Source organism: uncultured Mobiluncus sp. (assembly GCF_963511525.1).
Classification (GTDB): domain Bacteria; phylum Actinomycetota; class Actinomycetes; order Actinomycetales; family Actinomycetaceae; genus Mobiluncus.
This window is the reverse complement of the sequence record NZ_CAUPIY010000004.1, coordinates 141,421-154,730: the sequence shown is the minus strand read 5'-3', so window position 1 is coordinate 154,730 and position 13,310 is coordinate 141,421. Positions and strand designations below refer to the sequence as shown.

The following is a 13,310-nucleotide window of genomic DNA, read 5'->3' as shown; positions in this document are numbered from 1 at the left end:
CTTCTTGCAGGCGAGACCAGCGAAAGGGAGTTGGGTCCGCTTTTCCTCCGGCAGGGGGTCTACCCTTGGTCTTTGCGCTGAGTGGGAGTGCAAAAGGTCGGATGTACGTGGTGCCGGTAAGGCTTGTGTGATATAAATCACAAGCAGAAAGGGCGATTAGACCTGACAATTTCGATGGTGACAAAGTCCCCCGGAAAACCCCTGAATTTTACCCAATCGGGGAATTCGAGGTATCTTTCAGAAGGTAAACTCATTTTTTGCGCATTTAAAAGGAGTAAGACTTAGTGGCTGAAGCAAACCAAAAACTCGTGATTGTCGAGTCCCCGGCGAAAGCCCGAACCATTGGGAGGTTTCTTGGCGACGACTTCGACGTGGAGGCATCGGTGGGTCACATTCGTGACCTCGCGCAGCCCTCTGATCTTCCCGCCGCGTTGAAAAAGACCGGCTACGCGAAGTTCGCGGTTGACTTGGATCACGACTTCGAGCCGTATTACGTGGTTGACGGGGATAAGAAAAAGAAAGTTAGCGAGCTGAAAGCCCGGCTGAAAGATGCTGACGAACTCCTGCTGGCCACTGATGAGGACCGCGAGGGGGAGGCTATTGCCTGGCACCTGCTGGAGGTGCTGAAACCGAAAGTCCCCGTGAAACGCATGGTGTTTCACGAGATTACTAGGGACGCTATCAACCACGCCCTGAACCACCCCCGCGAGCTAGACACCGACCTGGTCAATGCCCAAGAGACTCGCCGTATCCTCGACCGCCTGGTCGGATACGAAGTCTCCCCCCTGCTGTGGCGCAAGATTCGTACCGGCTTGTCAGCAGGACGGGTGCAGTCGGTGGCGACCCGGATGGTCGTCGACCGGGAACGCGACAGGATGAGTTTTACCTCTGCTGAATACTGGGATTTGGTGGCGTGGCTGACTCCCGAGGCGGACGGCACCGAGTTCTCCGCCACCTTGCGGGAGGTGGATGGCAAACGCATTGCGACCGGCAAAGACTTTGACGAGCACGGAAAGCTCAAGTCCGCGGCACAAAAGGCCGGGGTGTTTGCGCTGGATGGCGCCACGGCACGAAAGCTGGCTGACGCCATCAGCACAGGCGCGACCTGGTCGGTCGACGACGTAGACTCCAAGCCTTATCGGCGCCGTCCCCCCGCCCCGTTCACGACGTCCTCCCTGCAGCAAGAAGCGTCCCGGAAACTACGGTTGAACTCGCGAGACACGATGCGCGTGGCACAGTCTCTGTACGAAAACGGCTACATCACCTACATGCGTACCGACTCAGTCAACCTGTCTGAACAGGCTATTTCCGCGGCTCGGTCCCTGGCGGTGAGCCGCTTCGGCAAGGATGCAGTACCCGCCAAACCCCGAATTTACGAAACAAAGACGAAAGGGGCTCAGGAGGCTCACGAAGCTATCCGCCCCGCGGGGGAGCAGTTCCAACTGCCCTCGAGTCTGGAAGGCAAACTCAATGCGCGCGAATGGAAGCTATACAACCTCATCTTCCGGCGCACCCTGGCTTGCCAAATGAACGATGCCACCGGCACCACCGTGTCGGTGAAGATTGCGGCTGTTCCTGCTGATGGCTCGGTTCACGCCGAGTTCGGGGCATCCGGAACAGTGATTGAAAATCCCGGTTTCCTCGCCGCTTACGAGGAAGGCCGGGATGAGGGCGATGAGCCCGCGGTGACTTCCGGCGAGGGCAAGACCGGCGAGGCGAGACTGCCACGGATGCAAGCCGCGGACCGGCTACATCTCAATAACCTGGACTCCGGTCAGGAGCGGCAGCACTTCACGACCCCGCCCGCCCGCTACACTGACGCGTCGCTGGTCAAAGCGATGGAAGAACGCGAGATAGGGCGACCCTCCACCTACGCTTCGACCATTTCCACCATTGTCGATCGGCAGTATGTGTATCGCCGCGGGCAGGCTCTGGTGCCGTCATGGCTGGCGTTTTCCGTGGTGAAACTGCTGGAAGAAAACCTGCCCGGGCTCATTGATTACGACTTTACGGCAGATATGGAAGCCGATTTGGATAAAATCGCGGCCGGGCAAGCCGACCGCACCCAGTGGTTAAAGGACTTTTGGTACGGTCACGGTAAAGGCTCTGACCTGCAAGGATTAGGGCTACAGCGCGCGGTGGCGGAGCTGGGAGATATTGATGCTGCCGCCCTAAACACAGTGGAGCTGGGTGAAGGAATCGCCCTGCGCGTGGGACGCTACGGCCCCTACCTGCAGCGCGGCGAGGAACGCGCTTCGGTTCCAGATACAGTGGCTCCCGATGAGCTGACTCTGGAGATGGCCCGGGAACTGTTGGAAAAAGGTGCCCAAGGCGACCGGGTGGTGGGGGTACACCCCGAAACCGGACTTCAGATTGTCGCCAAGAACGGCAGGTTTGGTCCTTACGTGGAGGAACTGGCCCCGGAACCGAAAGCCGAGACGGACAGCGACACCAAAGCAAAGAAGACCGCGAAAAAGAAACCCAAGAATCGGACGGCCTCCCTGCTGAAAACTCAGTCCCCGGACACGATTACCCTGGAGGAAGCCCTGCAGCTGTTAAGCCTGCCGCGCACGGTCGGTCAGGACAGTGAAGGCGTGGACATTGTGGCGTCTAACGGGCGGTACGGGCCGTACATCAAGCGCGGTACTGACACGCGTTCACTGGAAAGCGAGGAACAGCTGTTCACGTTGACGACCGAAGAGGCATTGGCGTTGCTGGCAGCTCCGAAAACTCGCGGGCGGGCGGCGACGTCGCAAACGGTGATGATGGAGTTTGGCGAGGATCCCGAAACGGGCCAGAAAGTCACCCTTAAGAACGGCCGCTATGGACCTTATGTGACGGACGGAACCACGAACGCGACCGTGCCGCGCGGCACCGACCCCGCCACGCTGACCGAAAGCTCCGCGTTTGAACTTTTGGCCATAAAACGCGCCAAAGGGCCAACTAAGAAACGCAAAGCGCCGGCACGCAAAACTACGGCGAAGAAAACTACTGCAAAGACCAAGAAAAAGTAAGCGAAAACCTGCTGGTCTCGACCCCCAACAGCGAGACCACGCCTAGGGGAACCTGTGGAATAGAAAGAAGATGAGCCGCTTGGCCAGTAAAACCTTCTATTCACTGCGGTTCGCGAATTTTCGGCTGTGGTTTGTCTCGAATCTGTTTGCGGCTACCGCGATGTGGATGCAGCGTGTCGCCCAGATTTGGGTGGTCCTGGTCGTTTTGACCGACAACGACGCGTTCGCGGTCGGGATGACCACCGCCCTGCAGTTCCTGCCCCAGCTGATTTTCGGTTTCTTTGGCGGGGCGTTGGCAGATTGGATGGATCGGCGCCGGATGCTGCAGATTACCCAATCCGGGGTGGCCCTGCTGGGATTGATTCTGGGGATGTTGCTGCTGACCGGCTCGGCTCAGCTGTTTGAAATCTACCTCATCGCGTTCGTGACCGGCATTTTCGATGCCCTGGCGATTGCGCAGCGCCAAACTTTCATCGCGGAACTGGTGCCGGCGGACTGCCTGCCCAACGCGGTGGGGCTGAACTCGATGGCTTTCAACATCGCCCGACTGATTGGTCCCGCCCTGGCGGGGGTGTTGATCGCGGTGCTGGGTCCGGGCTGGGTGTTCGTCATCAACACGGTCATTTTCGTGATTCCGGTAGTGACTCTGGCGCTGATGCGAAGGGAAAATTTCTTTTCGGTCAAGCGCGGGGTGCGGCGTCGTGGCATGATTCGGGAGGGTTTCGCCTACGTGCAATCCCGCTCCGACCTGAAAGCCATCATCTTCCTGATAACCCTGACCGGCGCTTTCGGATTCAACCTGCAGATGACCCAGGCTTTCATGGCCACCGATGTGTATGCCAAAGGGCCGGGCGAGTACGGTTTGCTGGGGACGATGCTGGCGGTCGGTTCTCTCTCGGGCGCGCTGCTGGCGGCGCGGCGCACTCACCCGCGTTTCGCGATGGTCATTTCCGGGGTTTTCTTTTTTGGATTGGCCGAGGCGCTTTTGGCGCTGTGCCCGACCTATTGGGCTTTTGCGGTCATGTCCATACCCGCCGGGTTCTTCATGATTACCCTGTTGACCGCGGCAAACGCCCTGATTCAAACGTCTACGCCCGAAAGTTTACGAGGGCGGGTCCTCTCGATTTACTTCGTGTTCAACCTGGGTGCCACGCCCATCGGGTCCCCGCTGGTGGGCTGGGTTGGAAAGACTTTCGGAGCCCGTTGGAGCATCGGTTTGGGGGCGCTGGCCTGTATGGGTGCGGCGATAGCGGTGTTTATCTGGGCGCTGTTTGCTTGGCAGCTGCGGTTTTCCTGGCAGCGCCGGTGGCCGTTCTTGCTGATGGAAGGCCCTCGGGAACGCCACTACGACTGCGGGCCGAGCCCGCTGCAGACCGTCTATCCCGTAGACCCCGGCTATTACGGTCCCGAATCGGATCCGACCGAGGACGCTAGCGAGGACCCTCGTGAAAACCCAACCGAGAACACTTCGGAAAACCCCAGCGGCGACCCTTCTGACGAAACCGGCGAGAACCCTGATAGCGGCCTCGACGAACAGTGATTTAATCCAGTCCGAGTTCTTTGCGCAGGCGGGCGACATGCCCGGTCGCCCGCACGTTGTATTTCGCGGAAATCAGCGTGCCATCCGGGCTGACTACGAACGTGGAGCGCACCACCCCGAGCTTTTTCGTCAGGGGTTTCACCTGCCACACGCCATAGTCAGACAGGACTGTATGCTCCGGGTCGGAGCCCAAGGCAAAGTTCAGGGTCTGTTTGTCGCGGAACTTTTCCAGGGCGGGCATTTTATCCGGGCTAATCCCGATGACCGTGTATCCCGCGGATTTCAGGGAGTTCAGGGAATCGCGGAAGTCACAAGCCTCCGTGGTGCAGCCCGGGGTCATCGCGCGGGGGTAAAAGTACACGACCACCCCGGCTTTCGCGGCTTGACGAGCCTCGGCCAGGTGGAAGGTTCCTGCGGTGGTTTCGATTGTAAAGTCCGGGGCCGCATCGCCCACGTTGAGTTTCTGTTCCATGTCTCTATCCTACGACCCGCCAGACATTTCGCCCTGCCCAGCGACCCCGCAGCGCCCCGTAACGGCACCGGACACCGGAGCCAACCCCTTGTGAAGCAAGCGAGTGCGACTACTGTTCAGCGATGGTGACCAACAAATCCTCAGGATGGATGGTGTAGCGAATCAGCGCGCCGCTAGCGTCGTAGCGTGGCGGAAGGATGACGGGCGTTTCGTACTGGCCATCGGTGTCACGGCGGCGAAAACCGATCAGAACTTCGTTCTTTTGGGCCGTGAGAGCCAACATTTCAAAAAAGTTGAAGGCTTTGGGAGAATCGGAAAATCCCAGGTAGGAGCCAGCTTTGCGCATATAGAGTTCGGAACCGTTGGGGCTGAGCAGCTCCCGGAAAACTAGGTACAAATCGCGGCTCTCTGAGATTTGCGCAATAATCATGGCGGTAACGCTGGTGCCCACCACATAATCCTCGTTGCCGGTGTATTCGGCAAGTCTCCGATTTTGCTCAAGGTTCATTTCACAGGTGATGGAGTAAGGCTCGGACGCCAGGGTACAGAGTTGACGGACATAAAGGAGGCGCGAAAGCGTTTTTTCATCCGCCAGACTCATCCGGTTGTACAAGTCATCCGGGTCGGGGTGTGCCTCGTCGGCTTGTTCCCACTGGAAGTCGGACAGCAGCAAAATGCTGCGAGTGCAGTCCCAGCTGGGGCCGCAGCCCGGGGACGCGGGTTCAGGAGTGGGCAGCCACTTCGCCAGTTCCTCATAGGAATCGATATTGCAAGCCGCGTAGCGAACATCGACACCTTCGGGGCAAAAATTATTCGCTTGGGCAATCTTAGAGGCATTGTCCAGCACCAGAATTGAAGCATTGTCGCTGAGGAATCCGCTAAAGCCCTCCAGCACGGAGGGGAGCAGGTCGTTAGCCCCGATAATGACGATGTTGCCCCGTGGTTTATCCGGAACCGTCCAGGGCTTCGGATCATTTGACCAATCGCAGACTTTCTCGGTCAGTTCCTCGACCCCGTTGTCCTCCTCAACCAGATAGAGTTTCTCAAAACCGCGCAGCGTTCCCGGATTTGTTTCGTTGACTATGGAGGGAAACAGCAGACTGTGAGGAATTTGCCGGCGATTGAGTTTGTCGTCCACGCTCAGCCGCGGCGCGCCTTGACTCGTATAACCGCCGATAGCCACCGCATTCTTAAGGTATTGATTGATTTCATAAATCGGGATGTTCTCAAGAGGTAGGGGGGTGCCGTTAAGCCGCAGGTTTGCGGTATCGGCGGAGTAAATTTCGCTATCTTGGTAGTTGAACAGCATGTTAAATACTTGGGATAGCCCCGGCTGGCGAGCGGAATTCGCCATGATTCTGGACATAAACTCTTCGTAGCAAATGACTTCGAGAAACTCTCCGCCGGCGATATAAGCGGCATTAATGTTCTTTTTCTGGTGAATAACCGCTGTGATATGAGGCCCGGGGCGCCGCGGTTGGTTTTGTTCCGACCCGGCCGCCACGTTTTCCAGATACTTCCGGCAAGCCATAATGGCTTTGATGGTGTAAAAGTCACTGTTGGCGTTGATGATGACGGAATGGCAGTGTTCCAGGGAGCACATCGCCAAATCGTTTTCGGCGTAAATTTCGCCTTTGCGGCAAATGACCCGAGTGTGTTTTTGGTACTTACGCTGCGGGGTTCCGTCTTGCAGACCCAAGCGGAATCGGTTGTGGATAGTGTCTTCCAGCTCTTGCGGGTCATGGTCCGAGGAAAGAATCACCACAGTTTTCTTGGGTTCACTGAGGTTGGCCAGAAAAAGCTGTTCCAAAATATTGAACGCGATTTCGTTGAAGCCCAAGAGGACGGTGTGGTTACGTTCCAGGACATGAGATTTACCCTGATTGAGCGCATCCATGTAGTTTTCCAGGCCGTTATTGATAATCCCAATAAACGTGGCCAAGAAAAAAATGCCGTACAGAGTGGCTAACAACATGAAAAACACGAAAACTTTTGAATAGACTTCTTCGTCCCCGTTGAGGTTGCCGGGGTCAAAAGTCCGCATCAGCGTCACCCACAGCTGTTTGCCCGGATCCATCGGCGTGCGCTCAAAGATACGGGTCAACACAAAAATTATGAAAATAAACACGATGCTGAGCAGACCCAGCAGGAAAATTTTCCCCAACATGCCTTTGGACATGAGGTTGTCGAAACGGTATTTAAACCGCTCACCCAGCCCCGGTTTTTCATGTTCTGCCATTTGATTGTTCCTCACTAGGGATACGTGTCGCGAGCATCGCTCGCACCGTTACAGTTTAGGTCCGGGGTGGGTACGGTTAACTGGTTTTCGCGAAGTTTAGTACCCGGAGGCAGACAGCGGCTTGATGTGGCGCAAAATCAAAGCCAGGATGATGACCAAAACTGCCAGGGAACCAGAAATCGCCACCACTCCCAGCCAGCACCGTGCCGACCGCGCCGATGCAATCCAGAATAGTGATGGTCATGTCCCATCCCACCAGGTGAGACAGAAACCCGGAGATAATCCGGCCCAGCATGCCGCCAATCGCGGTGCCGGCCACGTAGGAACCCGCCGCTTTGGGTAGCTCAGCCGGACAGATTTCCTCGGCCACGATGAGTTCCGCAAAGAAATCCTGAAAGGCATCGACTTGGATATTCCGGCGGGAAAATAACCGGCTTGGCGGGGGAATCCGGTTCCGGAAAATCATGACCGGCTTCGCGATGCTGCAGGGCTGCAGAAGGTGGCGAAACAGGGAATTAATGTCGCAGCGGGGCGCAGATTAGTCCAGGTCAAGGCTACAATCAGCCCAGTAATCCAGAAGTTCCCGGTCGTGGCTAATCGCTATAACCGCGAGCCCCCGCGCCGAGCGTCGCTGAATCGCCCGCACCAGGCTAGCGGTACTGAAAGTGTCCAGCATGGCAGTGGCCTCGTCACAAATCAACACCGTGGGATTGGTCAATAAACATCTGGCCAAAGCAACGCGCTGCAGCTGTCCCTCTGAGACTTCCGCCGGGAAGCGCCGCCTGAACTCAGAGGGAATCCCCAGCTCATTGCAGATTTTAGCGCCTTGCTCGCGCCGCACATCGGGCGGAACATCCGCGTAAACTAACGGTTCCTCAATGATTTGCCCCAGTGTCCAACGCGGATTCACGGAGCGCCGAGGCGACTGGAACAGCATCGCGACTCCGGGTTGCACCGCCGCGCGTGGGCGCTGTTTGGTGGCGGAGCTATTGCCTGGCAGTGTGGCCGTTTCCCCTGATTCACACCAGCGAATCTGGCCTGCCAAGGGAGTGAGGCGTCCGGCAATCGCCCTGGCGGTAGTGGTTTTGCCACAACCAGAGTCTCCGAACCACCCCACGGTTTCGCCGCGGTGCAGGCTGAGATTAAAGCCTTTCACCACCGGGACTCCGTGATAACCGACGGTGAGGTCGCGCACTTCCAATACGGTTTCGTGGGTTACGTCGGATGTCTGCGGTGATTCTCCGGTTACAGACAAGTTGGTGCTGGTGATTGCGGTTTCCACAGGCGCCAGTAGGAGTTGACTCTCGTTGTCAGAAGTGTGGTGCTGCCCGGATACATAGACCCCGTCTCGTGCCATATTCCGTGGCAAAGCTGCTAATAGTTCCCGCGTATAAGGATGCAGTGGCGTATCTAGCACCTGCGTTGCTGTGCCTTGCTCCAACACCTGACCGTGACCCAGCACTGTCACCTGATCTGCCAGAGACAAATCCAGCAACAACGCCAAATCGTGGGTGATGGTCAACACTGCCAGACCCCGGTCTGCTAACTTTCGCAACAGCTGCCAAATCTGGTCGCGGCGTGTTTCGTCCAATCCGGCGGTGACCTCATCGGCAATCAAAACTGCGGGGTTCCCCGCCAAAGCCAGCGCCAGGTTTGCCCGAGTCAACATGCCGCCGGACAACTCGTGCGGATAAGCCGCGAGGGAGTCCGTGGGAAAGCCCGTCATTTCGCACAATTCGGTCACGGTTGCGGGCTCGGAGGCCTCACCCCGAGACGGGACTTGCGCCGTTCGCTGTGGCGTGGCATCCCTGGTGGAAGCCGAGTCGTCTACCTCTGAGGAAGCGAAGCCTTCGGCTGTCTGCCCGGAAAGCAACTCTGCCCAGTTACGATGCTGTAGTAGTTTTATGGCCTCCTCCAGTTGGTCGCCAATGGTACGGTTCGGTGCAAAAGCTGTGGCGCTGGATTGGGACGCCACCGCGATGAGACGCCCGCGAATCGCTGGCCACGGGCAGTTTTTGCCATACAGTGTTATCCCGCTGACGCTGACTTGGCCGCTGACCTGCATCTTTCCGGGCAGCATCCCGGTGGCGGTTTTCGCCAGAATCGATTTCCCCGCTCCGGATTGTCCCAGTAGCACATGTAGTTCACCGGGCTTGACCTGTAGGTTCACGTGGTCTTCCAAAACCAGGTCGCGTTCCGTGGGGGAATTGGCTGTCGATGTTAGCGTTGCGGCGGTGCTGTCAGTCGGGGCTTCATGACGCTGCTCAGAAATCCAGCCAGAGCAGGGAACCGTCACGCTCAAATCCCGGAATTCCAAGGCGGGTGGGGTGGTATTTTCGTCTGGTTCCCCGGCCGGAGCCTCATGCACACACCGGGCAACGCCGCTGGCGGCAACACTCAAATCCCCTACTAATGTGTCGGACTCTGCAGAATCTGCCTCTCCGGCTGCTCCGCGCGAAGCCTTGCCCAAACCCGAGGCCCATCCGAAAATGAGCAGGGTCAACGAAACCAAGGCGCCTGCCGGAAACACCAGTTCCCACCAGCAGCCAATCAGGATTTCCGTGCGCGCCACCTCTAGCAGGGTGCCCAGCGAAGGCTGGTCGGGGGAAATCCCCAGCCCTAGGAAAGACAGGGTAGATTCGTGCCAAATTGCGTGGGGGAACAGCAGCACGACACTGACTTTCATCTGACCGAATACCGAAGGTAGCAGGTGTTTGCGCGCCACTTGCCAGTGGCTCGCGCCCGCCAGATACGCGGCCTCTACATATTCCAATTCACGTGTGGATAGTGCAATCGAACGCACAATACGCGCTACCGGCGACCAGTGCACCAAGGCAATCGAAGCGATAATCGCCACGAGAGAACCGGGGTAAAACGCCACAATCGCAATGCCCAGCAGCAGTTGGGGCAACGCGTTAATCGTGTCGGTAAAACGCATCAGTAACGAGTCGACTTTTCCACCCCAGGAGGCTGCCACGGCTCCGATGAGTACCCCAATTACTGTGGAAACCACGGCGCAGACTGCCGCCACGAAAATGCTGACCCGCAGACCCAAAGCCACGCGCACCAACAAATCATGCCCCGCCAAGTCAGTGCCGAACCAGTGCGCGGCGCTGGGAGCCAACCGTGCTTGTGACAAATCCGCCTCGTGCAAATCCGTGCCGGCAAAAAACGGCAAGATTGCGGCGTAGAGCAGCAACAACACCAGGGCATAGAAAGCCAGCCGACTGGGACTAAATGCCTTTCTCAGCGCAGAAGGGGAGGTCAACTTAAGATTCATATCGCACCCGTGGATCGAAATAGAGATACAAAACATCGGCGACCAGATTGCCGATAATTACCAGCGCCGCCGATGCCAAAGTCAGGAAAGTCAGCAGCGGTAAATCCAATCCTTTTGCCGAAGCTACCAGCGCGGCTGCCAGCCCACCCCAAGAAAACACTTCCTCGACCAGCACCGCGCCGACAATCAGTTCCGGCAGGCGCATTCCCACCATGGTGATGGTGGGAGCCAGTGACAGCGGCAGGACAGAACGGCGGATTAAGGTGCTTCGCGGAATCCCGCGTTGAATCCCGGCTTTCCACCAGTCGGAATGGAGATTCTCTTGGGCGCGTTCCCACAAGGTCAACAGCATCCACGGCATTTGGGTTAACGCCAGCACGCTGGCAGGCAAAATTAGATACGACCACTCCCATGCCGAGGTGGCATCTGGACCTGTGCGCCCCCCAGCGGGGAACCATCCGGTTCCCAAAGCCAGGAATAACACAGCTCCCAAAGCCAACACGAACGGGGGGATGGCTTGGACAAACAGCATGAGAGCTTGGAATACGCGTCCCAGCCAGTTCCACCGCAGCCCGAGTATCCCCAATACGATACTCAGCACGAAAGCCAGAACCAGACCCACACCCGATAGCGCCAGGGTGGCTTCGCAGCGTTCTGCCAAGACTTGCACGACGGGCTGATTATAGGTGCGCGAATACCCCAAATTGCCATGAATCAGATCGCTGGCCCAAGCCAACCAGGCTCCGTGCCAGGATTGATCCAAATTAAGTGCCTTCGCGATGGATTCCCGCTGGGTGGCGCTGAGGAACTGATAGCGATCCCCCAAGTACGCCACCAGCGGGTTCAAGGGTGATACGGCGGCGAGCAGGAAAACACCTACTGAAATCGCCACCAGCAGCACCGGCAACACCAACAGGCGGTTGCGCACCAAAATCCACACCTGGTGGCGTCGCTCGTGGCGACGCGCCTGGCGCAGAGTTATTCCGGCGCTTATTTCTCCCATTGCCCTAAGTTCCACCACGGACCCCAATTCACGCCATGGGAGTGCGGCTCTACCGTCAGATTCCCGGTCTTCCAACCGGCATCACGGGTGACATAGGTGTGTTGCAAGAATGCCAGGAACACGTGGTTTGGGGCTTCCAAATACTGCTTTTGGGCTTGCTGGTATAGCTTCACGCGTTCGGATTCATCTCCGGATTTGCGTGCCTGCTCCAAGATTTTATCCATTTCCGGAGAGCCGTAGTTGCCGGGGTTATCGTACTGCGAGGTGTTTGCTTCGCGGGTGTGCAGAATTGAGTACACCTGGGTGTCGATGGAGTACGGCTTGTCGCCGCCGCCCAACAAGATACCGACTTTGTCCAGGCGTCCATCCAACGCATCCCAAGTCGTTCCTTCCAGTTTCACGTCTACGCCCAGTGGTTTCATGGCGGCGGCGAAAGCCACCGAAAGGTCACGGCGCACTGTGTCATTGGAGGTGTAAGCCAGGGTGAAAGCGGCACGCTGGCCGTCTTTTTCGCGAATCCCGTCCGCACCGACTTTCCAGCCGGCCTGATCCAGGCGCTTCTTGGCGCCCTCCAGGTCAAACTTAAACTGTGCTTCCGGGACGTAAGCCTCGTAAACCCCAGAAACTGGAGTGTATGCTGGTTTGCCCGCCCCAAACAGTACTTTTTTGATGATTTCTGGACGGTTCACGGCTTCATTCATGGCTATCCGAGCCTGCAGGTCGGCACAAAACGCATTGTTACCGGGGAAGCTGATTCCGCGCCAGTCTGCGGAATCCGCATATACTACCTGGTAGTCTGGGAGGTCTTTCAGGCTGTTTGCCAAAGCCGGGGGGATAATCGACCCGTCGAATTCCTTGGTGCGAATCCGGGCCACGCGAGCTGCGTCATCGGGAACATACACCGTCGTCAGCTTCTTGACTTGCGGAGCCTTACCCCAGTATTTAGGGTTCGCTATCCACACGGCTTTCTGGCTGTCAAGCGTTTCGAGGACGTACGGTCCGGTGCCCACGGGCTTGGTGTTCAGCGGAGATTCACTCGCCAGTCCACCTTTCATATATTCACCAGGTGCCAGTCCCAGCAACAATCGAGAGGGGAAATCGGGGTAAGGGTACTTTAGTTTGAAAGTGACCTTATTCCCGTCTGCGTTAATCTGATCAACCATATCGAAAGAAGCTCCGATTTCCGAGGCTGTGGCGGGATTCATAGCTTCTTTGTAGTTAGCCACCACGTCTTGGGCGTCGAAGTCACTGCCGTCTGAGAATTTTACCCCGTCACGGACTTCCACGGTCCACTCGGTTTTATCTGCGTTAGAGGTCGGCAACGTAGTCGCCAAGACCGGACGCAGCTCCGGCAATTTATGAGGGTCTTTGCTTTCCAAACCCAACAAGCCTTCATATATGGGGGATACACCGAGTGCTGCGTAGCCGTTGGTGGGGTTGTATCCTCCCAATTCATAAGCGTCCGCCAGAGTGATTTCATCGGCGGCCGTGACTTTGTCGGTGCCAGCGGCGGGGTTTTTCGCGGAGGAGCCCCCTTGACAAGCGGTAAGACTCAAAGCTAACGCCACGGCGGCGCCGCTGACCGCTAGGGTTTTTATGCTGAATTTGCCAGGGTGGCAGGGGTGGGACATAGCTGCTCCTTGTGTGTAACGTATTGCTTTCGCGCAGGGTTAATAATGTCTACATAGACATATGTCAGTTCGCAAAGATATTATCATGCGGTTAGTAGCGGGGCAATTCTCCTGACGGTGAGAAATCCAGA

At 57.4% G+C, this 13,310-nt stretch carries 8 protein-coding genes; 2 read left to right on the top strand and 6 right to left on the bottom strand.

The window, feature by feature from the left end; genetic code table 11:
• Positions 1-284 precede the first annotated feature (284 nt).
• Both topA and RQ935_RS04680 read left to right on the top strand, forming a co-directional pair.
• The gene (gene topA / locus RQ935_RS04685) at positions 285-3,014 is read left to right on the top strand and encodes a type I DNA topoisomerase (RefSeq protein WP_311497420.1); all 2,730 of its coding nucleotides are present in this window, start codon (positions 285-287) and stop codon (positions 3,012-3,014) included.
• Between the two features lie 70 nt (positions 3,015-3,084).
• Positions 3,085-4,554, top strand: a complete 1,470-nt coding sequence (locus RQ935_RS04680) for an MFS transporter (RefSeq protein ID WP_311497419.1) — start codon at positions 3,085-3,087, stop codon at positions 4,552-4,554.
• Between the two features lies 1 nt (position 4,555).
• Here RQ935_RS04680 and RQ935_RS04675 read toward each other — a convergent pair whose 3' ends face one another.
• From RQ935_RS04675 to RQ935_RS04650, 6 genes are all read right to left on the bottom strand, one after another.
• A complete protein-coding gene (locus RQ935_RS04675; RefSeq protein WP_311497418.1) occupies positions 4,556-5,026 on the bottom strand; it encodes a peroxiredoxin in 471 nt (156 codons plus the stop codon).
• 109 nt (positions 5,027-5,135) lie between these two features.
• A complete protein-coding gene (locus RQ935_RS04670; protein ID WP_311497417.1) occupies positions 5,136-7,265 on the bottom strand; it encodes a hypothetical protein in 2,130 nt (709 codons plus the stop codon).
• 76 nt (positions 7,266-7,341) lie between these two features.
• Complete coding sequence (locus RQ935_RS04665) at positions 7,342-7,731, bottom strand: hypothetical protein (RefSeq protein WP_311497416.1); 390 nt, start codon at positions 7,729-7,731, stop codon at positions 7,342-7,344.
• 72 nt (positions 7,732-7,803) lie between these two features.
• A complete protein-coding gene (locus tag RQ935_RS04660; RefSeq protein WP_311497415.1) occupies positions 7,804-10,545 on the bottom strand; it encodes an ATP-binding cassette domain-containing protein in 2,742 nt (913 codons plus the stop codon).
• On the bottom strand, positions 10,535-11,548 hold the full coding sequence (locus RQ935_RS04655; RefSeq protein ID WP_311497414.1) for an ABC transporter permease: 1,014 nt from the start codon (positions 11,546-11,548) through the stop codon (positions 10,535-10,537). The genes RQ935_RS04660 and RQ935_RS04655 overlap by 11 nt, the downstream gene beginning before the upstream one ends.
• Positions 11,536-13,179 carry an ABC transporter substrate-binding protein gene (locus RQ935_RS04650; RefSeq protein WP_311497413.1) on the bottom strand — a complete coding sequence of 548 codons (1,644 nt, stop codon included), beginning with the start codon at positions 13,177-13,179 and terminating at the stop codon, positions 11,536-11,538. The genes RQ935_RS04655 and RQ935_RS04650 overlap by 13 nt, the downstream gene beginning before the upstream one ends.
• Positions 13,180-13,310 lie beyond the last annotated feature (131 nt).

What these genes read in the sequence shown, in the direction of transcription:
- RQ935_RS04660 (WP_311497415.1), bottom strand. Translation starts at nt 10,545, where the DNA reads ATGAATCTTAAGTTGACCTCCCCTTCTGCGCTGAGAAAGGCATTTAGT.
- RQ935_RS04670 (WP_311497417.1), bottom strand. Translation starts at nt 7,265, where the DNA reads ATGGCAGAACATGAAAAACCGGGGCTGGGTGAGCGGTTTAAATACCGT.
- RQ935_RS04665 (WP_311497416.1), bottom strand. Translation starts at nt 7,731, where the DNA reads ATGATTTTCCGGAACCGGATTCCCCCGCCAAGCCGGTTATTTTCCCGC.
- RQ935_RS04650 (WP_311497413.1), bottom strand. Translation starts at nt 13,179, where the DNA reads ATGTCCCACCCCTGCCACCCTGGCAAATTCAGCATAAAAACCCTAGCG.
- RQ935_RS04680 (WP_311497419.1), top strand. Translation starts at nt 3,085, where the DNA reads ATGAGCCGCTTGGCCAGTAAAACCTTCTATTCACTGCGGTTCGCGAAT.
- RQ935_RS04655 (WP_311497414.1), bottom strand. Translation starts at nt 11,548, where the DNA reads ATGGGAGAAATAAGCGCCGGAATAACTCTGCGCCAGGCGCGTCGCCAC.
- RQ935_RS04675 (WP_311497418.1), bottom strand. Translation starts at nt 5,026, where the DNA reads ATGGAACAGAAACTCAACGTGGGCGATGCGGCCCCGGACTTTACAATC.